Source organism: Candidatus Eremiobacteraceae bacterium (genome assembly GCA_035295225.1).
GTDB lineage: Bacteria > Vulcanimicrobiota > Vulcanimicrobiia > Eremiobacterales > Eremiobacteraceae > JABCYQ01.
The window spans coordinates 1-21,765 of sequence record DATGJI010000029.1 but is presented as its reverse complement, the minus strand read 5'-3'; the positions used below and the strand labels follow the sequence as shown (position 1 = coordinate 21,765).

Annotated in this window: 20 protein-coding genes; 12 read left to right on the top strand and 8 right to left on the bottom strand. The window is 63.9% G+C overall.

The window, feature by feature from the left end; all coding sequences use genetic code 11:
- Window positions 1–998 (bottom strand): Clp protease N-terminal domain-containing protein (locus VKT51_05280; GenBank protein ID HLJ83566.1); only part of this gene is annotated, 998 nt, incomplete at its 3' end.
- A gap of 451 nt (window positions 999–1,449) precedes the next feature.
- On the opposite strand from VKT51_05280, the gene mptA reads away from it, so the two are divergent.
- The gene (mptA, locus tag VKT51_05275; protein ID HLJ83565.1) at window positions 1,450–2,910 is read left to right on the top strand and encodes a GTP cyclohydrolase MptA; all 1,461 of its coding nucleotides are present in this window, start codon (window positions 1,450–1,452) and stop codon (window positions 2,908–2,910) included.
- Between the two features lie 118 nt (window positions 2,911–3,028).
- Here mptA and VKT51_05270 read toward each other — a convergent pair whose 3' ends face one another.
- On the bottom strand, window positions 3,029–3,376 hold the full coding sequence (locus VKT51_05270) for a PilZ domain-containing protein (protein HLJ83564.1): 348 nt from the start codon (window positions 3,374–3,376) through the stop codon (window positions 3,029–3,031).
- A 101-nt stretch (window positions 3,377–3,477) separates the two neighbouring features.
- On the opposite strand from VKT51_05270, the gene VKT51_05265 reads away from it, so the two are divergent.
- The gene (locus VKT51_05265; GenBank protein HLJ83563.1) at window positions 3,478–4,446 is read left to right on the top strand and encodes a S41 family peptidase; all 969 of its coding nucleotides are present in this window, start codon (window positions 3,478–3,480) and stop codon (window positions 4,444–4,446) included.
- Here the strand turns inward: VKT51_05265 and VKT51_05260 are convergent.
- Window positions 4,427–4,807 (bottom strand): hypothetical protein, encoded by a 381-nt coding sequence (locus VKT51_05260; GenBank protein HLJ83562.1) that lies wholly within the window; start codon window positions 4,805–4,807, stop codon window positions 4,427–4,429. The two genes, VKT51_05265 and VKT51_05260, sit on opposite strands and share 20 nt — an antisense overlap.
- Window positions 4,808–4,863: 56 nt before the next feature.
- Here VKT51_05260 and VKT51_05255 point away from each other — a divergent pair, with 56 nt between their 5' ends.
- The 3 genes from VKT51_05255 to VKT51_05245 are packed head-to-tail and all read left to right on the top strand — an operon-like array spanning window position 4,864 to window position 8,379.
- A complete protein-coding gene (locus VKT51_05255) occupies window positions 4,864–6,414 on the top strand; it encodes an acyl-CoA carboxylase subunit beta (GenBank protein HLJ83561.1) in 1,551 nt (516 codons plus the stop codon).
- 2 nt (window positions 6,415–6,416) lie between these two features.
- A complete protein-coding gene (locus tag VKT51_05250; protein ID HLJ83560.1) occupies window positions 6,417–6,575 on the top strand; it encodes a hypothetical protein in 159 nt (52 codons plus the stop codon).
- Entirely contained in the window at window positions 6,565–8,379 is a 1,815-nt protein-coding gene (locus tag VKT51_05245; GenBank protein ID HLJ83559.1) for an acetyl-CoA carboxylase biotin carboxylase subunit, read from the top strand. Before VKT51_05250 ends, VKT51_05245 begins: the two co-directional genes overlap by 11 nt.
- Here VKT51_05245 and VKT51_05240 read toward each other — a convergent pair.
- On the bottom strand, window positions 8,376–8,780 hold the full coding sequence (locus VKT51_05240; protein ID HLJ83558.1) for a DUF1761 domain-containing protein: 405 nt from the start codon (window positions 8,778–8,780) through the stop codon (window positions 8,376–8,378). The two genes, VKT51_05245 and VKT51_05240, sit on opposite strands and share 4 nt — an antisense overlap.
- Before the next feature lie 80 nt (window positions 8,781–8,860).
- Here VKT51_05240 and VKT51_05235 point away from each other — a divergent pair, with 80 nt between their 5' ends.
- From VKT51_05235 to VKT51_05210, 6 genes are all read left to right on the top strand, one after another.
- Window positions 8,861–10,456: a methylmalonyl-CoA mutase family protein gene (locus VKT51_05235; GenBank protein HLJ83557.1), complete on the top strand. Its 1,596-nt coding sequence runs from the start codon at window positions 8,861–8,863 to the stop codon at window positions 10,454–10,456.
- 11 nt (window positions 10,457–10,467) lie between these two features.
- Entirely contained in the window at window positions 10,468–10,860 is a 393-nt protein-coding gene (gene mce / locus VKT51_05230) for a methylmalonyl-CoA epimerase (GenBank protein ID HLJ83556.1), read from the top strand.
- Between the two features lie 52 nt (window positions 10,861–10,912).
- A complete protein-coding gene (locus VKT51_05225) occupies window positions 10,913–13,015 on the top strand; it encodes a sensor domain-containing phosphodiesterase (GenBank protein ID HLJ83555.1) in 2,103 nt (700 codons plus the stop codon).
- A gap of 68 nt (window positions 13,016–13,083) precedes the next feature.
- A complete protein-coding gene (locus VKT51_05220) occupies window positions 13,084–14,238 on the top strand; it encodes an HlyD family efflux transporter periplasmic adaptor subunit (protein ID HLJ83554.1) in 1,155 nt (384 codons plus the stop codon).
- Window positions 14,235–15,176 (top strand): ABC transporter ATP-binding protein, encoded by a 942-nt coding sequence (locus VKT51_05215; protein ID HLJ83553.1) that lies wholly within the window; start codon window positions 14,235–14,237, stop codon window positions 15,174–15,176. The genes VKT51_05220 and VKT51_05215 overlap by 4 nt, the downstream gene beginning before the upstream one ends.
- Window positions 15,173–16,294, top strand: a complete 1,122-nt coding sequence (locus VKT51_05210) for an ABC transporter permease (protein ID HLJ83552.1) — start codon at window positions 15,173–15,175, stop codon at window positions 16,292–16,294. Before VKT51_05215 ends, VKT51_05210 begins: the two co-directional genes overlap by 4 nt.
- A gap of 129 nt (window positions 16,295–16,423) precedes the next feature.
- Here VKT51_05210 and murQ read toward each other — a convergent pair whose 3' ends face one another.
- Entirely contained in the window at window positions 16,424–17,329 is a 906-nt protein-coding gene (murQ, locus tag VKT51_05205; GenBank protein HLJ83551.1) for an N-acetylmuramic acid 6-phosphate etherase, read from the bottom strand.
- Between the two features lie 135 nt (window positions 17,330–17,464).
- Between murQ and VKT51_05200 the strand changes: the two genes are divergently transcribed.
- Complete coding sequence (locus VKT51_05200; GenBank protein HLJ83550.1) at window positions 17,465–18,472, top strand: multicopper oxidase domain-containing protein; 1,008 nt, start codon at window positions 17,465–17,467, stop codon at window positions 18,470–18,472.
- 82 nt (window positions 18,473–18,554) lie between these two features.
- On the opposite strand, the gene VKT51_05195 is transcribed toward VKT51_05200, so the two are convergent.
- From VKT51_05195 to VKT51_05185, 3 genes are all read right to left on the bottom strand, one after another.
- Complete coding sequence (locus VKT51_05195) at window positions 18,555–20,150, bottom strand: S-layer homology domain-containing protein (GenBank protein ID HLJ83549.1); 1,596 nt, start codon at window positions 20,148–20,150, stop codon at window positions 18,555–18,557.
- A gap of 270 nt (window positions 20,151–20,420) precedes the next feature.
- Entirely contained in the window at window positions 20,421–21,344 is a 924-nt protein-coding gene (locus VKT51_05190) for a BadF/BadG/BcrA/BcrD ATPase family protein (protein HLJ83548.1), read from the bottom strand.
- Window positions 21,341–21,765: anhydro-N-acetylmuramic acid kinase (locus tag VKT51_05185; GenBank protein ID HLJ83547.1), on the bottom strand; the 425-nt coding region annotated here is incomplete at its 5' end. The genes VKT51_05190 and VKT51_05185, both read right to left, overlap by 4 nt.

Below are 21,765 nucleotides of genomic sequence, written 5' to 3'. Positions count from 1 at the left end.
CGGCGCTCGAGCGCCGAGTCTTTTTCGATGTGCTTGCGGAACTCGTTGAGCGTCGTCGCGCCGATGCATTGCAGTTCGCCGCGCGCCAGCGCAGGCTTGATGATGTTGCTCGCGTCGATCGCGCCTTCGGCGGCACCCGCGCCGACGAGCGTGTGCAGCTCATCGATGAAGAGGATGATCTCGCCGGCGGCGCCGCGGATCTCTTCCATCACGCGCTTCATGCGCTCTTCGAATTCGCCGCGATACTTCGTGCCGGCGACGAGGCCGGCGAGATCGAGCGTGATGACGCGCTTGTCGCGTAACAGGTCCGGTATGTCGCCGGAGATCACGCGCTGAGCGAGGCCTTCGGCGATCGCGGTCTTGCCGACGCCGGGTTCGCCGATGAGCGCAGGGTTGTTCTTCGTGCGGCGCGAGAGGATCTGGATGACGCGCTCGATCTCGGTGGCACGGCCGATGACCGGGTCGAGTTTACCCTCGCGGGCGAGCTGGGTGAGATCGCGGCCGTACGCGTCGAGCGTCGGCGTTTTGCTCTTGCCCTTTGCCTGGCCGCTCTGGGTTTGCTGTTCGGCGCCGAGCAGCGATGTGGTCTGGACGCGCACTTTGGCGGGATCAACGCCGAGGTTCGTCAGGACGCGCGCGGCGACGCCTTCGCCTTCGCGGATGAGGCCAAGCAGCAGGTGCTCTGTGCCGATATAGTTGTGGCTTAACTGACGCGCCTCTTCGAAGGCGAGTTCAATGACGCGTTTCGCGCGCGGCGTGAACACCATCTCCTGTTGGACGGTCTGACCGCCGCGGCCGACGATAGCCTCGACCTCGGCGCGGACCTTGGCCAAGTTGACGCCAAGCGTCTCGAGCACTTTTGCGGCCAGGCTTTCGCCTTCGCTGATGATACCTAACAGGATGTGTTCGGTTCCGATGTAGTTGTTGCCGAGGCGCTGCGCTTCTTCTTGCGCTAAGACGATGCTCCGTCGCGCTCGCTCGGTGAATGGTTCCCACATGGACATAAGATCGGTGACTCCTTCGGCCCGGGATCCCGCACGAGCTTGCGCGCCGCGCGTCCCGTCAGACCTATACTATATACGTAAGTATTCGACACTTCCGTTCAAATCCGCTGCCCGTTGCCCCGCTACGCGAAAAGAGAGGACCGCACGGCCCTCCCGGGACTGAAACGTTGGTGAGAATGGCCTCAAGCGTGTGCCGGTCCTTGCTGCACCGGTGCCCGATAAAAACGGGGATTCGCATCGGCTTTCGGTCGATTGGGGATCATACCCAATCGCTACGCCCGGGTTACGCAACTCGGATGCGGGCAGTTGTGCGCCCGCTCGCCGATCGGTGCGTGTAGAGCGGCCCCCGCTTGAGGCTCACGAAAATCATACTGCCGTCAATGCAACATTGTCAAGGATAATGACGGGATGGTCGTGGGCTCGTGCGAACTTTCCGCATCGAGAGATGAATGACGCAAAGCACAACGTCGCGATCGCGATCGGATCGAACATCGGTGACCGCCGCGGCAACGTCGCCGCAGCGCTCGCTCGCTTGCGCGAGTTCGTCGATGTCTCCCGAGTGTCGTCGCCGTACGACACCGTGCCTGTAGGTACGAGCGAACAGCCGGATTTCCTCAACCTCGCATGCATCGGGACGACGGCCCTGGCGCCGGATGCGCTCGTCACCGCGCTGCATGACGTGGAGCGCGCAGTCGGACGGCGGGGCAACGGCAAGCTGGGTCCTCGCGCGATCGACTTAGACCTGCTCCTGTACGATGAACTCGTGATCGACGACGTCGACGTCCAAGTCCCGCACCCCGGCTTAGCCGAGCGTGCGTTCGTGCTCGTGCCCCTCGCCGAGATCGCGCCGGATCTGCGCCACCCGGTTTTGAGCCGGTCGGTGGGCGAGCTGGCTGCGCGGATCGATGCAAGCGGCGTCCGACTTTCCGGCGATGGCGTCCTTACGCGGGTTCGTAAGGATATTCAGGAATCGCGGCCCGCGGTCTCGCTCGCGCTGAACCGCGCGGGCGTCACCGGCGTCCGGTCGCTCGTCACCCTCGGCGCAGGGTTCGCGGGCCTGCGCACGACGATCGCGACGTTCGATATCTTCGCCGACCTCGACGCGCAGCACAGCGGCGTCCACATGTCGCGGTTCTCGCAAGATCTCGAGGATGCGTTGTCCGACGTCATCGTTGCAGATGAGCGCGGCATCGACGAAATTGCGCTCGCCATCGCCGACCGCGTCGTGCAAAGCCAGCGCGCTGAACGCGCCGAGGTGACGGCGCGCGCTGAGATCACGCTGCCGCGCGTGACGCCGGCCGGTGGGAAAGACACGCGCGAGTTTTATACGGTCCTTGCCCGAGCGGTCGTTTCTAGCAGTCATCGGCGCCGGCTCATCGGCGTCGAGGCCGAAGGCATAACCGCGTGCCCGTGCGCACAGACGATGGTGGCTGAAGACGCGCGCGCACGCCTTGCGACCGCCGGCGTCGAACCGGGTGAGATCGAGCGGCTGCTCAGCCTCATGCCTGTGGCCACGCATAATCAGCGCGGCCGAGGAACGTTGTTCATCGGTGCTGACCGCGCGGCGGATGTCGCGATGCTCGTGGAGATCGTCGAGCAGTCGATGTCCTCTGAGACGTACGACCTTTTGAAGCGGCCGGATGAGCTCTTCGTCGTCAACAAAGCGCATGCCACGCCGCGCTTTGTCGAGGACGTTGTCCGCGAGATGCTGCGCTTCGCAGCCGATGCGTTCGCTGACGTCGCAGACGATGGGTTCGTATTCGCACGTCAGATAAATTACGAGAGCATTCACAAACACGATGCGGTCGCCGAATCGTGCTGCACGTTCGGCGAGCTTCGCCGCGAACTCGGCGGCGAGAGCGGCGTGCGCCACACAACGCTCGAGCAATGGCTCTACCCCAGATGATTTGTTGAAGCGGCTTGTTGAAGGGCCGATTTGCTGAAGGGGCCGACGCTAGTCGGCCCGGTTTTCTTTGAAGGGGCCGACGCGAAGGCCGACTCACGTCGGCCCCTTCTAGCATCCTTTAGGGTTGCAAGCCCTTCGAGACTTGCGCGCGCCAGCGCGCGACCGCGGCGCGCAGCGCATCGGCTTGCGCGCGCGTTTCTCCGGTGATCTCGATGCCGACGTTGCACTCGGTACCCCGCCCCGTCGGCGTGCTCCAGCGTACGATCCCCTTGTACGGCTGCGGGAAGATCGCGGCCACGGTGAAGCCTTGGGTCGCGCCCACCTCGAGCGGCAGCGGACTCGTGACGCCCATGCCCGATTCGCAGATGTCGCTCGTCGCCGCCGTCGTGATCTTCTCGCCTTTTGCGTCAAACACGACGACATCGAGCTTGACGCGCACGCGCTCCCAGCGGCGGCGGGTGATCATTTCTCAACCTCATATGCAGCCGTCACAGCCGCTACATTGCGACGCGCGCGCGGGGGTTCCCGCCCGGCCGTCGAAGTGGCCAGGCGGAGAACGATAAGCGCGTGAACTGGGAACTTTCGGCCGTACCGTACTGGCCGATCCATCGGCGCCGGATCGCGCGAAGACGCGTGGTCGCATGCGTGGTCGCGGCCGCAATCCTCGTGCCGCTCCTTCTCGTCCGGGCTCAACTCCAGGCCGAACCGGTCGGTAGGCGCGTATTCGATGCAGTCGCCGATACCGTCACAGACCGTTATGTCGACCCGACGTTCCACGGAATCCCGTGGATGAGTCTCGTCGCGCACTATCGGCCGCTTGTGGAAGCTGCTCCCACGACCGCTGCGCGCTACGCGCTGTTGCGCGCCATGCTCGCGCAGCTCGGAGACAGCCACACGGCCGTCTATTCGCCGGCGGACCTTCGCGCCGACGAACTCGATTCGAGGGCGCCCACGATCACGTGGCGCGATCTCACGCCGCGCGTCGGGTATGTCCGCATCGCATCGTTTCCAGACAACTTGTCGACGGCGATAGGTTGGGCACTGGAAATCGAAGGACGGAAGCCGGCGTTGATTCTCGATCTGCGCGGCAATCCCGGCGGACAGGTCTCCTCGGTAGACGCGGCCGCCGGAGCATTTCTTCCAAGAGGAGCGCTGATCTCGACCGCGACCGGCCGCTGGCCTGCTTTCGAGTCCTACTCATTCACCGCCGACGCGAGCACCGGCACCGCGTATCGGGGAAACGTCGTCGTACTCGTCGATTCGGCGACGTCGAGCGGCGCCGAAACGCTCGCGCGCGCGCTGCAATTCTACCGGCGCGCGACCATCGTCGGCACGCGCACGGCGGGCAAGGTCATGGGTGTTGACGCCGAGGTTCCACTCGCTGACGGCGGTCTATTGCGCGTCGCCACCATGGACATTCGCGGCCCGGACGGCCGCCCGCTCGAACGGCGCGGCGTGTTCCCGGACGACGTGGCGAACGGCGATGCAGTCCAGTTGAGAACGGCGCTGAACGTTCTCAGCCGCGCGCGGTCGTAGCGCGCTGATCGGCGAGCAGCCTACGAAGCTCGTCGGATAGACGTTCTCGATCGACGATCTCCGAATCCGGCGCCGCCGCGCGCGTACGCGCACGTTCTCTCGGCTCCACGTCGATGAGCAGCACCTCCATGTTTCGCGTGTTGAAGCCTTCATTGATATAGCGCGCAGCTTCGCGGCCGTGAGACGGCAGCTTACCGCACGAAATCACGACGATCTCCGGACGCTGCTGTGCGAGCGTTTCGAAGAACACCGGCCAGCGCGGCTCGGCTTCCGCGAACTCCGGATAGACACTCGCGACGAGCGCGCGGTGGTCGGCGCATCCGGGATCGGTATCGAACTGCAGCAACACAACGCGTGCCATTCGATTCGATTCGCTCGGCGGGTAGGCGCACCCCTGGCGAGGAACACCCCGCGTCGATGAATCACGACGCGAAGATGGATCTTCTCGCGCGTAAACGCGCGGAAGCGGCGGCACCCGCCGGAGAGGCCGCGATAGAGCGCCAGCACGGCCGCGGAAAGTTGACCGCCCGTGAGCGCATCGAAGCCTTGCTCGACCCCGGCAGTTTCGTCGAGACCGACGCATTCGCCGTGCACCGGTCCGACGCGTACGGCCTGGGCGATGTCAAGTTCATCGGCGATGGCGTCATCACAGGACATGGTTCGATCGACGGCCGGCAGGTCTGTATCTTCTCGCAGGACTTCACCGTCATGGGCGGGTCGCTCGGCGAAGTCTACGCCGAGAAGATCTGCAAGATCATGGATCTCGCGCTCAAGGTCGGTTGCCCGATGATCGGCATCAACGATTCGGGCGGCGCCCGTATTCAAGAAGGCGTCGTCAGCCTCGGCGGCTACGCAGAAATATTCTGGCGCAATGTCCAGTCGTCGGGAGTCATTCCGCAGATCTCGCTGATAGCGGGTCCGTGCGCCGGCGGCGCCGTCTACAGCCCCGCCATCACCGACTTCATCTTGATGGTTGACAAGATCTCGCAGATGTTCATCACCGGGCCAGAGATCATCAAAACCGTCACCGGTGAAGATGTGACGTTCGAGGAGCTCGGCGGCGCGCTCACCCACAACGCGAAGAGCGGCGTCGCGCAGTTCCTCTGCGCCGATGAAGCGGATGCGTTCGAACAGATCCGCCACCTCCTCTCATTTCTGCCGCAGAACAATCTCGACGATCCGCCCCTCGCGCCGACGAGCGACGATCCCCAACGCCGTGATCCAGACCTCGTGAACGTGATACCCGCCGAACCCAACATCCCGTACGACATGACGGACATCGTGCATCGCATCGTGGACGACGGCGAATTTCTCGAAGTCCAACCGCTCTACGGCGGATCGCTCGTCGTCGGTTTCGCGCGCCTCGGCGGCCGCAGCGTCGGCATCGTCGCAAATCAGCCGAAGGTGCTTGCGGGCGTGCTCGACATCGCCTCGTCCATAAAGGGTGCGCGTTTCGTCCGTTTCTGCGACGCGTTCAACATCCCCATCGTCGTGTTCGTTGACGTGCCTGGGTTTCTGCCCGGCGCGGCGCAAGAATTCGGCGGCATCATCAAACACGGCGCAAAGCTGCTCTACGCCTTTGCAGAGGCGACCGTGCCGAAGCTCACCGTCATCACGCGCAAGGCATACGGCGGCGCCTACGACGTCATGTGCAGCAAGCACATCCGGGCTGACTTCAACGTCGCGTGGCCCACCGCGGAGATCGCGGTCATGGGACCGCAAGGCGCGGTCAAGATCGTGTTCCGCGACGAGATCGCAAAAGCGTCGGACCCTGCCGTTCGCGCCACGCAGCTCGTCGACGAGTACGTCGAACGCTTCGCCAATCCGTACATCGCGGCCGAACGCGGATACTTGGACGACGTCATCGATCCCGCAGAGACGCGGCCGAGGCTTATCGGCGCGCTCGAGATGCTGCGGACCAAGCGCGTTGCACGGCCCGCACGGCGCCACGGCAACATCCCGCTATGACGGTGCGCATCGACGTTGCCGGCCCGGTCTCGGTAGGCGAAGCGTCGGCTATCCGGCTCGCGATCGAGACCTTGCTCAAGCGCGCACCCGCGAGCGAACCGCGCCCATCGGCGTGGGAGGCGACTGCGCGGCGCGAGGCGCTCGACGACCGTGTCCATTAAGAAGATCCTGATCGCGAACCGCGGCGAGATCGCGATCCGCGTCATGCGCGCGTGCCGCGAACTCGGAATCGCAAGCGTTGCGGTCTATTCCGAGCCCGACCGGTTCGCCGCACATGTCGCGGCCGCCGATGAGGCGATACATATCGGTCCGGCTCCGGCGGCCCAATCATATCTCGACATCGACAAGATACTCGGCGCCGCCGAGCGCACCGGCTGCGACGCCGTTCACCCCGGCTACGGATTCCTCGCCGAGAACGCGGGGTTTGCAGCGCGCTGCGTCGAGGCGGGCCTGTGCTTCGTCGGTCCGTCGTCCGCCGCGATCAAGCGCATGGGCGACAAGATCTCCGCGCGCGCGGTCGCGCACGAAACCGGGGTTCCCGTCGTGCCGGGCACGATTGAGCCTGTGTCCGGACCCGATGCCGTGCGCGATTGGGCGGAACACGTCGGCTATCCCATCGCGATCAAAGCATCCGCCGGCGGCGGCGGTAAGGGGCTCAAGATCGCGCGTGCACCGGGTGACGTCGACGCCGCATTCTCGCTCGCCGGCAAAGAGGCCACCGCCTATTTCGGCGACGGCACGCTCTACGTCGAACGCTATCTCGAACGCCCGAAGCACGTCGAGGTCCAAGTGCTTGGCGACAAACACGGCAACGTCGTCCACCTCGGCGAGCGCGACTGCTCGCTGCAGCGGCGCCACCAAAAGGTCGTCGAAGAAACGCCCGCCCGCATCTTGCCGACGGTGCGGCAGCGGCTGCACGCCGCGGCGGTCAAGCTCGGCAGCGCGATCGGTTATGACAGCGCAGGTACGATCGAGTGCCTCGTGGATGGCGATGAGTTCTACTTCTTGGAGATGAACACGCGCATTCAAGTCGAGCATACGGTGACCGAGATGACCTACGGCGTCGATCTCGTCAAAGCGCAAATCCGAATCGCCGCGGGCGAGCCGCTCTGGTTCACGCAGGGCCAGCTTGCGCCGCGCGGCCACGCCATCGAAGTGCGCGTCAACGCTGAGACACCGAACGCCGATTTTCGCCCGTGCCCCGGCACGATCACGCGTTACGTGGAGCCGGGCGGCCCGGGCATCCGCGTCGATTCCGGTGTCTTCAAAGGTTGGACGATTCCCGAATCGTACGATTCGCTGCTCTGCAAACTCGTCGTCTGGGGTCAGGATCGGCCGGAAGCCATCGCCCGCCTGCGACGGGCGATCGGCGAATTCCGCGTCGAGGGGGTGGATACGACTCTTCCATTTGTCGCGTTGCTGCTCGATGATGACGAATTCAAGCGCGGCGACTACGCCACGCCGACCATCGAACGCTTCATGCGCGAGCGCGGCAGCGCCGTTGCGGCGGCGTACGCCGCTCGTGATTCCGGCACAGACGGATCGATGCAATCCTTCGAGAGCGACGCGCCGATCTCAGCGAGCGGTCCGCCGCGCGAGATCGCAGTCGAAGTCGACGACAAGCGGTACTCGGTTCGGGTCTATGGACTGGAGGATGCGACGACGGCGAAGCGATCGCAGGTACCGGCGCGCAGATCCGCGGCCCGCGACGCGCATTCGAAAGCCCGCTCTGCCGATAGCCAACACGTTCTTTCGCCGATGCACGGCATCATCGCCCAGCTGCGCGTCTCAGCCGGCGACACGGTCGCGGAGAACCAAGTCGTCGCGATCGTCGAAGCCATGAAGATGATGAATGAGATCGTCTCACCGCGCGCCGGCGCGATCCGATCCATCGACGTGAAAATTGGCGAGACGATAGAGAGCGACGCGCCGATCGTCACGTTCGACGATCGCGCAGGAGCTTAAGCCTTCGCGCGCCACCCTCCCACGATCGCGCTCGCGATCGCTTGACCCACGAGGACGTACGCCGAATCAAATGCCCACAAGCCGAGCGAGCGATGCTCGAAGAGCGACGTGGTCAAAACGGTGCTCGCATAAAATACGATGCACATGAAGATGGCGAATCGGACGCCGTCGCCCGCGCTCGATTCTCGGGATTTGCCGAGCGCGATCGCCGCGCCGTAGCTGAAGAGCCACCCCATCAAAAACGCGCAGACGTACGGCACGACCGCCGGTGCCGCTTCGGCCTTCGTCAGACCGGTCAGCGCAAGCCACTGATTGCTGAAGATCGTGAAGTAGACCCCGCCCCACGCGAAATATGCGACGGCCGCGACAAACACCGCGAGATGATTGATGCGATTTGTCATGCTACCTTCCCATGCGAAGAAGACGCCGAACCAGAGAGTTCCGCGAAGGCCGATTCTGCCTCAGGCCGAACGTCCCCCGCATGGAACGGCGCGCAACTGAGAGCGGCATCGAGATCAAGCCATATTATGAATCCGCAAATGTTTCGGATCTCGATCTCGATCGTCAACCGCCGCCCGGCGAATATCCGTTCACACGCGGCATCCAAAAAGATATGTACCGCGGCCGGCTGTGGACGATGCGCCAGTACGCCGGATTCGCATCCGCCAAGGAGTCGAACGAACGCTATCGCTACTTGCGCGCGCGCGGTCAGTCCGGTCTTTCGGTGGCTTTCGATCTCCCCACGCAAATGGGCATGGACTCAGATTCGCCGCGCGCTCTCGGCGAAGTCGGCCGGACCGGCGTCGCCATCTGCACCGTCGACGACATGGCCACGCTGTTCGACGGCATCGCGCTCGACGAAGTAAGCGTCTCCATGACGATCAACGCGCCGGCTGCAGTGATCTTGGCGTTCTATCTCGCCGTCGCGCGGCGCCGGGGCATTCCGTTTGCGAAACTCTCAGGCACATCGCAGAACGATATCCTCAAAGAATATGCCGCCCGCGGTACGTACATCTTCCCGCCCGCGCCGTCCATGCGTCTCGTCACCGACCTCATGCGCTATTGCGCGTCGGACGTTCCGGGTTGGAACACGATCAGCGTCAGCGGTTATCATATCCGCGAAGCCGGCGCGACGGCCGCCCAAGAGCTCGCGTTCACGCTCGCAAACGCTCGCGCGTATCTGCGCGCTGCCGTGGACAGCGGACTTCCGGTCGACAGCATCGCACCTCGCATGTCGTTTTTCTGGAACGCCCACAACAATTTCTTCGAGGAGATCGCCAAGTTCCGCGCCGCTCGCATGCTCTGGGCGCACATCGTGCGCGACGACTTTGCGGCTGCGTCGCCGAAATCGTGGCTCATGCGATTCCACACGCAGACCGGCGGATCCACGCTCGCCGCGCAGGAGCCGGATAACAACGTCGTCCGCGTCGCGCTGCAGGCGCTCGCCGCCGTTCTCGGAGGCACGCAATCGCTCCACACAAATGGCAAAGACGAAGCGCTTGGTCTGCCGACGCGCGCAGCCGCCAAACTCGCATTGCGTACGCAGCAGATCATCGCTCATGAGAGCGGCGTCGTCGACACCGCGGATCCATTGGGCGGTTCCTACTACGTCGAGCGCATGACGGCGGATATCGCTGCGTCCGCGTCGTCGATCATGGCGGAAGTCGAGCAACGCGGCGGCGCGGTTGCTGCGATCGAGAGCGGCTGGGTCCAAGCGCAGATCGCAGACAGCGCGTATCGGGCGCAGCGGCGCGTTGAGGCGGGCGAAGATGCGATCGTCGGCGTCAACGCGTTCGTGGATCCCGACGTATCCGAGGCGGGCGGAGCGGTTGAAGTCCTGCGCATCGATCCCGCTTTCGAGCGCGCTCAAACCGGCGCGCTCGCCGCGTTCCGCGCGCGCCGAGACGGACAGCTCGTCGCCGACCGGCTCGCCGAGGTCAAGGTCGCGGCAGCTTCCGGCGCGCCGCTCATGCCGGCGTTCATCGCGGCTGTGGACGACGGCTGCACGCTCGGCGAGGTCTGCGACGCTTTGCGTGAGATATTCTCCGCGCACCGCCCGGCGGCCGACGTGCGATGAACGGCCGCTCGATGGACCACGTCGCGCTCGTCGTCGCGGATCTCGAGGAGGCAGAAAAACTTTACGCGCTGCTCGGATTCGATGTTCGCTACCGCGAACGTGTCGCCGATCAGGGCGTGGACATCGTCGGGATGTCCGCGGGAGACGCGACGATCGAATTGCTGAAGCCGATAGATCCAAAGTCGGCGCTCGAACGCTTTCGCGGCGATCGTCGCACGCGGCTGCACCATGTCGCCTACCGCGTCACCGATATCGAAGCAGAACTTGTCCGCCTCGCCCAAGCGGGCATACGGCTGATCGATGAGCGGCCTAGGCGCGGCGCACACGGCAACCTTATCGCATTCATCCACCCCAGCTCGACGGGCGGCACCCTCGTGGAGGTCTGCCAGCCGCCCGCGACCTAGGTGCCCGCCTCCGTCCGGCCGATAATGAACTCGGGGTGCGAAGACGGAGCGCGTGAAAAAGACCATCGAGAGGACCGACCAGTCGGCAGGTGCTCGAATCATTCATGATTCGGGCGTAGAGAGCTATATCGTCACTGATCTGCAGGGCAACATCACCATATGCAGCCCGGCCGCCGCATCGCTGTTCGGCTACGATTCGGCGGCGCTTGTCGGGCGGAAAATAGGCGCGGTCGTCGAGGATCGTGGACGGGCGGTCGCGGTCATACCGGCTGCAGGTTTCATGGGCGTCGGTCTTCGCAAGAACGGCGACGCGTTCGGACTTGACGCGGCAGTCGTCGAGGTCAACGGCGGCGGTCCGCCGATGTATCTCTGGTCCCTGCGTGACAAAGCAAGCACGACGATCCGCAAGGATCGCTTCGACGCACTCTGGCGCTTGAGCATCCGCTCGGATCTCGATCCGAGCGCGCAGATGATCGCAGTGATGGAAGAAGGCCGTCGCGAGCTCGGCTTAGACTTTGCGGCACTCGGTCATAGAGAAGATACGTTTTTCGTCCTCGACGCGGCGCTGCCGGAAGATAAAGAACGCGAACCCGGAACGCGCGTGGCACTACGCGCGACGTTCTCCGGCACGGTCGCCGCGGCTCAGGGCACGATACAGCTTCGCGGCGAGGCGAACGGACGCGGCGCGTCGATCGGCACCACGTTCGCGAGCGGCGGCAAGGAATATATCTTGACGTTCGGCGCCAACGCGGCCCGCGCCAACGACTTCTCGGTCGACGACGTGCTCTACGTCGAGCTCTTGGCCGATTGCGTGGCCCGATTGGCCACGCAGGGTGAACGCGCGACGGCGCTGACCAAGATCGCTTTTGAGGACGACCTCACCGGATTGCCCAATCGCGCGTTCTGCATCGCGCGCCTAAAGGAACGCTTCGCGGCGTCAGCCCATCGCACCGATCGATTCGGACTTTTCCTCGCCGGACTCGACGGCCTGAAGCGCGTGAACGACATCAACCGCGCCGTCGGCGACGCCGTGCTTGTCGAGGTCGCGGGCCGATTGCGCGAGGTCGCGCCGAGCGCCGACTTGATCGCGCGCATGGACGGGGACCAGTTCTGCGTGCTTGCGACAGGCTCCACGACGGCTGACTACGAGCGGCAGGCGAAGGCGATCGCCGACGCGCTTGGCAGGCCGTTCGACGTCGAAGGCCATCAGATTTCGATCACGGCATGCGTGGGGGTCGCGCTCTACCCCGGCGATGCCGACGACCGCGAGGCGTTCGAGGCGAACGCGCGCGAAGCGCTCGCGCGGGCGAAGAAAGCGGGCCCAGGGACGATCTGCTTCTTCAGCGCCGAGATCAGCGCGAATCTGGAAGCGCGGCGCGTCTTGCACGAGGCGCTTCGCGGCGCGCTCGATCGTCAAGAGTTCGTGCTCCAGTATCAGCCTCTCGCCAACCTTTCGACCGGATCTATCATCGGCGCAGAAGGCTTGATCCGATGGAATCATCCGAAACGCGGTCTCGTGATGCCGAACGACTTCATCGCTGCTGCGGAGGAGTCGGGCCTCATGATCCCCATCGGCGCGTGGGTCATGCGAGAGGCATGCCGGCAATGCCGGATCTGGGAGGACGAAGGCCTGGATCTGCGCGTGACGCTCAACGTCTCGGCCAAGCACTTTCAATCGCCGCTCTTCGTCCGTCAGATGGCTGCGGCCATCGCCCAGGCGGGCGTGAGCGCAGCGAAGATCGGCATCGAGATCACCGAGGCGGTGGCGATGCAGCATCCGGGCACCGTGCAGATCGTCTTAGGCGAACTACGCAAGTTGGGCGTGCGGATCGCACTCGATGATTTCGGGACCGGCTACTCGTCGCTCGCGTACTTGAAGAGTCTGCCGGTCGACATCATCAAGATCGACCGCTCTTTTGTGGGCGGGATTCCGACCGACAACAACGATGCCTCGATAGTCCGCGCCATCATCGCGTTCGCGCTGTGCACCGGGCGTGAGGTGCACGCCGAAGGTGTGGAGTCGCTCGAACAGGCGCGCTGGCTGCAAGCCGAAGGCTGCGATTCGGCGCAAGGGTATCTGTTCGGCAAGGCGATCACGGCTTCGAGTTTCGCCGGGTTCGTCAAGACATATAACGCCGAACGCGCGAAACCCTAGCCTCGCAACGCTAAGCCCTGACCTCGCCGCGACGAAGAATCGGACGGCGGCGGCGCGAACGACGGCGCATGACCGCACCGCGCGCGATCTCTCTTATCGTCATCCTCGCGGCATGCGCGGCGACGGCATGCAGTCGCAGCGATCGGTTCCCCTTCAGCGGCACGGTTGTCAGAGATTCGGCGCTTGTCGGCAGCACGGTCGGCGGGCGCGTCACCTCGGTTCGTGTCTCGGCCGGCGACAGCGTTCGCGCGGGCCAAGTTCTTGTCACGTTCGACGATGCCGACGAGCGAGCGGCGGTCGCAGCCGCGCAGGCGCAAGAGCGTCAAGCGGCGGCGAACTATGACGATCTCGCCGCCGGCCCGCTCGAAAGCGAAATCTCGCAAGCCAATGCGCAGGCCGCGCAATCGCTCGCAGTGTACGAGCAGGCGTTGCTTGGAACCCGCGGGCGCATCGCTTCGGCCCGCGCGTCGGCGCGCTCGGCGGCCGATGCCTACCGTCAGGCGGCAGCGCAATCCGCCCTCGCGGAGAAAACGGCGCAACGCCAGACCGCGCTGTACGCGCAAGGCGCGATCTCCGCGCAGGCGGCCGACGAGGCTGTCGCAGCGTATCGGTCGGCGCGCGCCGCTGCGGCTGGTGCGCGAGCACGTCTGCAAGACGCGCGCGCGCAAGCGTCGGTCGTCGAAAGCGCTGACGTTCCGGAGCAGACGAATGCTGCCGCACAATCCTATCAGGCGTCGCTCGCGCACGCCGCGACCGTGCGCGCGGGTACCCGACCCCAAACCTTGTCGGCCGCGCGTTTCGCGCTGCAGGCAGCGCAGGCGCAAGTCGCCGCCCAATCCGCGCGCCTGGCGCAGTGCGTCGTTCGGGCGCCGGCCGACGGCGCGATCAGCGCGATCGACCTTCGTCCGGGTGACATCATCGCACCGAACGTCGGTGTCGCGACCGTCGAGGAGCGACGCAACCCGTACGTCCGTATCTATGTCGATCAGGCCGATATCGGGCGTTTTTCGCTCCGCGCCAAAGTCGATGTTCGATCCGACGCCGTGAGTGGACGCACGTTTGCCGGAACGGTCGAGCAAATAGATTCCGACGCGCAGTTCACACCGCGAGACGTGGAGACGCCTGAAGATCGCGCCTCGCTGACGTTCGGCGTCAAAATCCGGATCGACGATCCCGATGGCGTCGTGCGCGCGGGGACGACGGCCAGCGTCGCGTTGCCTTGACGGCTCCGATCCGCGCGGAGAAACTCACAAAGCGATACGGCGGCCACACGGTGGTCAACGCAGTATCCTTTGAAGTCTCGGCCGGCTCAGTGTTCGGATTCTTAGGCCCGAACGGCAGCGGCAAATCCACGACGATCAAAATGCTCTGCGGTCTCGTGCAGCCGAGCGCCGGCGACGCGTCGGTCGCCGGTTTCGACGTCGAGCGCGACGGCGACGGCGTGCGCCGTTCGATCGGTTATGTCTCTCAATCATTTTCGCTGTACGGCGACCTCACCGTGAACCAGAATCTCGAGTTCTACGCGCGGGCGTATGACCTCAGCGCCGACCGCCGAGGCACGCGCAAATCGGCCGTCATGGACGTGACCGGCTTGACACCGTTTGCCGCGTATACCGCGAACACGCTGTCAGGCGGATGGAAGCAGCGGCTGGCGCTTGCGTGCGCCTTACTGCACGAGCCGCGCGTGATCTTCATGGACGAACCGACCGCGGGCATCGATCCCGTGGCGCGGCGCGAATTGTGGGATCTGCTGTTCACGCTCGCGGGCGAAGGCGTCACGCTGTTCGTCACCACGCACTATATGGACGAGGCGGAGCGTTGTTCGCGGGTGGGATACATCTTCGAAGGTGATCTCATCGCGCTCGGCACGCTCGACGAGTTGCGCGCGCTGCCCGACGTCAATCCGCCTGGAACCGTTCGATATAAAGTCTCGACGCACGACGTGATGCAGGCGTTCGCGCGCGCCCGGTCTCTCGGCTATGTCCGCGATGTCACGATCTTCGGGCGGGATCTGCATATCGTCGCCGATGCGAGCGCGAGCGAGACTCGCGTGCACGACGATCTCGCGGTTTCCGGCGGCGCAGTCGGTCACGTGGAGCGCATCGAGCCGTCGCTCGAGGACGTCTTCGTGGCGCTCACGCGCGCGAAAGGCTCGACGTGAGGCGGCCGTTCAACCTCCACGGCTACGGCGCCGTGCTGTTCAAGGAACTCATCCACGTGACGCATGACCGGATGACGCTGATCCTCGCGCTGATGCTGCCGATCGTCCAACTGCTACTTTTCGGCTATGCGATCAACACGCGGGTGGAGCACATCGGCACGGCATATTTCGATGAGGATCACGGTCCGGACGCGGTGCGGCTGCTCGACGCGCTACGCGCTTCCAATGAGTTCGACTTGGTCTACAGCGCTTCGTCGCGAGCCGACCTGCGATCGCGCATCGTTGGCGGGCGCGTGCGCGTCGCCGTGGATATTCCGCCGAACTTCACGGCTGATGTGCGTCTCGGACGCCCGGCTACGGTGCAGGTCCTCGTCGATGGCTCCGACTCATCCATCGCGCAGGAAGCGCTGGCCTCGAGCGGCGCGATCGGTCAGGCGCTGTCGGCACAGCTCGGACGTGCGAGCATCGCGCCGCAGGTCGTGGACGTCCGAACGCGGGTGCTGTTCAATCCGAGTTTGCGGAGCGCGAACTATTTGGTGCCTGGACTGATCGGGGTGATCATGCAGATCATCACGATCTTCCTCACGTCGCTCTCGATCGTCGGAGAGCGCGAGCGCGGTACGCTCGATCAGCTGCTCGTGACGCCCATCGGCGCGACAGGTCTTATGCTGGGGAAGATCACGCCGTATGCCGCGATCGGATTCATCGACTTCGTGTTGGTATTGACGGCGATGCGATTTGTCTTCGGCGTGCCTATCGCAGGAAGTCTTCTTCTTCTCTTGTTCTGCGCGCTCGGATTCTTGGTGGCCGCGCTCGGGCTCGGTTTGATGATCTCTACGATCGCGCGGACGCAGGCCCAAGCCATGCTGATGTCGTTTGCGGTCATGCTGCCGTCGATCTTGCTCTCGGGTTTCTTCTTCGAACGCGACGCGATGCCGCTTGTGATGCAATGGGTCGGCTTTGCGATTCCGCTGACGTACTTCCTCGAGATCCTGCGCGGCATCGTTTTGCGTGGCGCGGGCGTGGATACGCTCTGGCCTTCCATCACCGCGGTCTTCGCGCTTGGTACCGTGCTCATCGGCGTCGCGAGCGTGCGCTTCGCCCGCACCGCGGAATGAGGTTCTCGTGGTAGAGCCGACTAGCGTCTGGGCCGACTGGCGTCGGCCCCTTCAAAACAAAAAACCCGGGAGCGCGTCGCCTTGGCAACGCTGCTTCCTGGCTGAAACTTAGGTTCGATGCGGAGCGTGTCATTCCTGCCGCGGATAGCGCTCGAGAACCGCACGCAAATTGCCGCCTGCGGCCGCCAATATTTCCGCTGCTTGCTCTGGGGTTCGAACGCCGGACACGATTTGAACCACTGCGGGCTTGACGTGCCACTCATTTGCTTCCAGTGCGGCGCTCGCGACGTCGGCCGATGCGCCGCTCAACATCATCACCATACGTTGCGCTCGCGCGCGCAGTTTCTTGTTGCTCGCGTGCAGATCGACCATGAGGTTACCGTGCACTTTGCCCAGCTTCACCATCACCGCCGTGCTGATGCTGTTCAGGACAAGTTTTTGTGCCGTTGCGGCCTTCATGCGCGTGGAGCCGGTCAGTACTTCCGGACCCGTTTGTACAACGATCGCGAAATCCGCAGCGGCGGCGATCTTGGAATCCGGCGTATTCACAAGCGCGACCGTCAGTGCGCCTGCATCGCGTGCGCGTTGAAGTGCTCCGACAACGTACGCAGCACCGCCGCTCGCCGATATACCCACGACTGCATCTCGTGCAGAGATCCCCTCGCGATCAACTTCCGCGGCGCCGGCCGCGGCGTCGTCTTCGGATGCTTCGACCGCCTCGGTGAGCGCTCGCGCGCCGCCGGCGATATGGCCCACCACAACGTCCTTGGCTGAAAAAGTGGGTGGGATTTCGGCAGCATCGAGAACGGCTGTCCGGCCGCTCGAACCGGCGCCGAAGTAGTGCAGTTTTCCGCCGATGCGCACGCGGGCTGCGATCGCATCAACAGCGGACGCGATCGCGCCGATTTCGAGCGCGACGGCCATTGCGACTTTGCCGTCTTCTTCGTTGATGTGTCGGAGTATCTCGCTTGTATCTAACAGATCGAGATCTGCGGTTTTCGCGTTCGTGGATTCGGTGAGCGGCAGGTCTGCCATACGCTCCTCAGCGTTCCACTTTCGGCGCATCTGCCCTGGGTGTCGGCAGGTACTTGCATGTCGGCGGCGGCAAACTTCGTCAGTTCAGTCGCAGCGTTATCAAACGCAACGTCGGAACTTGAAAGAAGGCGCCTCATGAATCGCTCGTCGATCGGAGCATTACTATCGACGGTGGCACTGGCGTATTTGACCGCATGTTCCGGACGATCCGCCTCAGCCGACGCACCGGCAGACGTTCGGGTTCCCGCTGTCACCGCAGAAGTTTCAACGACCGAACCTGGGTACGCCGTTCCAACGCCGCAATCGAATCCCGAATCGCTTCCACCTTTGCCGAGCGGCAACACCGTTACGGTAAATCTTGTATTGCTCGATCGTACGGTCCAGATCGCGCCGGGCGTGAAGTACAGAGCCTGGACCTTCAACGGCACGGTGCCGGGCCCGGTGATCCATGCTCAAGTCGGTGACACGATCGACGTCACGCTGACGAACAAAGCCATGATGGGCCACTCGATCGATTTCCACGCGGCGCTTGCCCCGCCGAATATCGCGTATCAGACGGTGCAGCCCGGGAAGACGCTCCACTTCTCATGGGTTGCTCGCTATCCGGGGGCATTTCTTTATCACTGCGGAACGCCGCCCGTGCTTGCACACATCAGCAACGGGATGTACGGCGCGGTCATCGTAGATCCAAAGGACGGTTGGGGTTCGGACGCCCGGTCGTTCGTGCTCGTGCAGAGCGAATTCTATCCGTCGCCTTATCCGGGCGCGCCGGGAATATTCTACGGTGATCTCTCCAAGATGAAGACCGCTATGGCGGATGTCGTGACCTTCAATGGTCTCGCATTCCGGTACCGCGTGAATCCGCTGCAGATCAAGGTCGGGCAGCCGGTCAGAGTATTCGTCGTTGATGCCGGCCCGAGCCACTTCTCGGCGTTCCACATAGTCGGGACGATTTTGAGCCGTGTGCTCGTGGATGGCAATCCGTCGAATCAGCTCGAAGGTATTCAGACGACCGCGATACCGCCAGGCGGAGGCGCCGTCGTCGAGTTCACGGTGCAACAGGCCGGCACGTATCCGGTTGTGACGCATTCCTTCGGTGATGCAGATGCCGGCGCGCTCGGGCTCTTCAACGCAACGGATTAGAACAATCGACTCACTTCTCGGATATGATAATGTAAGGCGGACCGTAAAGGTCCGCCCTACATTATCGAGATGGTTGCCGAGGTCAGAACACCAGCTGCGTGCTGAAGAACAGCGCGCGGTTGTCGTTGGTCGAGAGGTATGAGCCGTTTGGAATGCCGGTGCCGGGCACGATCGGCTCCGGAACGTTCAGTCCCCAGTCGAGATATGTCACGCCGACTCGGACGGTGTTGCCGACGTAGTGGTAGATGCTGCCGTAGGTCATACGGCGGTCATTCGCCTGACCGGTGTAGTAGTAGGTGTAGAACGGCGTGCCGTTCAGGCCGGTGTTGCCGTTGATGACTGAGTTGTAGCCCGTGCCCGCATAGCCGATTTCCGCATACGAGTTTCCGTCGGCGGCGGCGCTGTTGCCTAATAGGCCCTGCACCCAGATGGCCCGGCTATCGATCCAGGCGGAGTGCGTCGTCGGGTCGTTGCCGAAGCGCTGCAGCCCTTCGACCGCCAGTGTCGCTTCGGGTGAGAACTTGTACGAGGCAGCTATCGATCCGGCCGCAAGCGGCTGGTTGAAGCTCAAGAAGTTCTGCTTCACTGTCGACCAGATCTTCTGCGGCAGAGCCGACTGATCGAGGATGTCTGCTCCGACCGTGAGTTTCGGGGTCGCGCTCCAGCCCGCGTGGCCCATCCACGCGAACTGCGTGTGCGGTAACGAGCCGGTGGACGCAAGTCCGGTCGGAACGTAGCCGAACGGCAAGTTGCTGCCGAGGTCCGGACCGTTCTGCTGGCCGAAGCCGAAGAATCCGTTCACGCGGCCGTTGAAGCCGAGCTGTCCGCCGTTGAAGTAGTCGTTCGAGAACGTCAAGCCGAGATCTCCGCTCGCGCTATACTTGCCGACGAGCGTGTAAAGCGGCGAGTTCTTGAAGTTGTATTTGATGTACGCGTAGTTGAGCCGCAGCACGCCTTGGTCGTTGTAGCTGTTCGTCGTGGGCGTCACGTTGTCGAACCCGTTGACGTTCGCTTGGCCGAAGTAGTTCTTGTTCTCGAGGCGGATCGCGTAGCTCGTCTGCTTGTCCACGTTCCCGCTCATGATAAGCCTGATCACTTCGAGCCCGGTGCCTCGCGCGTTCGTGCCCTGGTTGTACGTGCTGACGCCGTCGCTCACCGCGGTGTTGGCCTTAAAGGGCACGCCCTTGTTATTGAACGCGCTGACGGTTTCCGTGTACGTTCCGGGCGCACGCACATACGAGTACAGGTGTATTTGCGTCCGGTCAGCGGTCGCCGCAAGCGTTGAGACCTGCTGCGTCAGCGCGGTTTGCGCCTTCTGTAAATTATTGATCTGCGTGCCGTAGGTATCGAGCAGCAGGCGCGCGTCTGCGACCGACCGTTGCGTGACCTTCATCGCGCCGGCCGGATTGTCGAGCTGAAACTCGAGCTCGCTCACGACGCGATCGACGAGAATTGACATCTCGTAGCGCGTGATCGGTCGCTTGCCGTGGAAATATCCGTCCGGATAACCTTGAAGATAGCCCGCGTCGTGTAGCCGGACGATGGCCAGATATGCCGGATCCGAGGGGGATACATCGGCGAAGGGGTTGTTCGGATCGGCCGCGGCTGCCGGCAGCGCACGCCCGATCGCGAGCACGCAGACCAATATCGCCAGCGCGTATCGCATCCAGTATTTCACAGTTACGATCATCCTTTACTAGAAAAGTAGACGGTGCGGATAAGCAAACGGTAGTTACCCAGCAAGGTTCCTTTTGGCAGCCCGGAGGCGTTCCTCTCGGGCGTTTAGGTCGTTAACCAAAAGTTAAGCGCGCCATAATGAGCGGCCGCCGGTCCTTAACCTAGGCCCCAATTCTCTAGTTCTCTAGTAACTCTACCGCATTACTAGACAATAGCGGAAATCGGGATACGCGGCAATCCGCGAAAGGTCCCAGCTTGGGACTCGATGGGCCTATCCCTTGGGTCTCGCGGACAGCGCAAGCCGCGCGGCGCCAAGCGCGGGTTCGACCATTAGACGTGACGCCTCGACACCCACGCGGCGCAGCTGATCGGTCAAGGAACGGCGGAGTTCCGGCACCGCAGAATAGGCGCCGCCGGCGAGACACGCGGGCACCGTTTCGGTTCCGTCGCCGATCGCTCGTGCCACATTCTCTGCGATCGCACAAAGGGCGCGCGATTCTCTTTCGGTTAGCGCGGCCGCCGCGCGCGATCCGCGCGCGCTCGCATCACCGACGAGTCTCGCGAGATCCGCGATCCGTACGATGTCCGGCGGCCAACGCTGCACGAGCTCGACGAGTTCGGCAAAATCTCGAACGCCGAGCTGCGCCGCGACGGCTTCGGAGAGATCATCGGACTCTGCGACGCCGTCGAGCGCATTCGAGAGATGACGGACCGCCGCCAGACCGAGCGAGTATCCGCTTCCAGGATCGCCGATGACCGGTCCCCAGCCGCCGCCGCGCACACCGCGACCCAACCGATCCTCTCCATAGACGAAGCTGCCGGTGCCGGCGATGATCGCGAGTGCGGGCCTCACGTGCGTGAACGCTTCGAGCGCGATCTTGCCGTCATGACAGATGATGACTTCTGCACAGCGCGGCACGATCGCGCGGACGATGTCTTCTATCGCTTTGCGATCGTCGGTGCGACCCGCTCCGGCGGCGCCGACGCAGATGGCGCGCAGCTCCGGACCGCACTCGGCAAGCGGCTCGACCGCTTTGCGGAGTTCCGCCGCGGTACGTTCGCGACCCAAGACACGAACGTTCGCGCCTCCCGCAGATGCACGGCGGATTTCGTGGCACGAGTCGTCGACGAGCAGCGCCAGCGTGGAGCTTGCTCCGGCATCGACGCCGATCGCAACTCCGCTGCGGCCGCTCACCGCATCGCGATCGCGTGCAGCAGCAACGCGTAATTCTCGCCGGGCACGATCTTGCCGAGCACGGCAGATCTGCGAGCGCCGGTCGCCGCCGGCACATTAGTACTGCGGCCGCGCAGACACTCCACGGCGAAGAACGCAAAGGCCATCGCTTCCTTGGCATCGGCCGGCAAACCGAAATCGTCGGAACTCGACAACAACGGCGGTGCCGGAAATCGCGCGGCAAGCGCGTCGCGCAGGTGTCTCAAGAGCGTGGGATTGCGCGCGCCGCCGCCGCTGACGATGATGCGCTGCGTCCCGGCCGGAATCGCGCGCGCGATCGCTTGCGCGGCGCCGGCGGTCAGCGTGGCGATCATCGTCTGTGTGCTGCAGCCCAGATCTGCGGCTCGCGCGAGCACCGACGCAAAATATTCCGGGCCAAATG

Bases quoted from the DNA above. Each gene is read 5' to 3' on its own strand.
- mptA (HLJ83565.1), top strand. From the start codon at position 1,450: ATGAATGACGCAAAGCACAACGTCGCGATCGCGATCGGATCGAACATC.
- VKT51_05270 (HLJ83564.1), bottom strand. From the start codon at position 3,376: ATGATCACCCGCCGCCGCTGGGAGCGCGTGCGCGTCAAGCTCGATGTC.
- VKT51_05260 (HLJ83562.1), bottom strand. From the start codon at position 4,807: ATGGCACGCGTTGTGTTGCTGCAGTTCGATACCGATCCCGGATGCGCC.
- VKT51_05255 (HLJ83561.1), top strand. From the start codon at position 4,864: ATGAATCACGACGCGAAGATGGATCTTCTCGCGCGTAAACGCGCGGAA.
- VKT51_05240 (HLJ83558.1), bottom strand. From the start codon at position 8,780: ATGACAAATCGCATCAATCATCTCGCGGTGTTTGTCGCGGCCGTCGCA.
- VKT51_05235 (HLJ83557.1), top strand. From the start codon at position 8,861: ATGGAACGGCGCGCAACTGAGAGCGGCATCGAGATCAAGCCATATTAT.
- mce (HLJ83556.1), top strand. From the start codon at position 10,468: ATGGACCACGTCGCGCTCGTCGTCGCGGATCTCGAGGAGGCAGAAAAA.
- VKT51_05220 (HLJ83554.1), top strand. From the start codon at position 13,084: ATGACCGCACCGCGCGCGATCTCTCTTATCGTCATCCTCGCGGCATGC.
- murQ (HLJ83551.1), bottom strand. From the start codon at position 17,329: ATGGCAGACCTGCCGCTCACCGAATCCACGAACGCGAAAACCGCAGAT.
- VKT51_05200 (HLJ83550.1), top strand. From the start codon at position 17,465: ATGAATCGCTCGTCGATCGGAGCATTACTATCGACGGTGGCACTGGCG.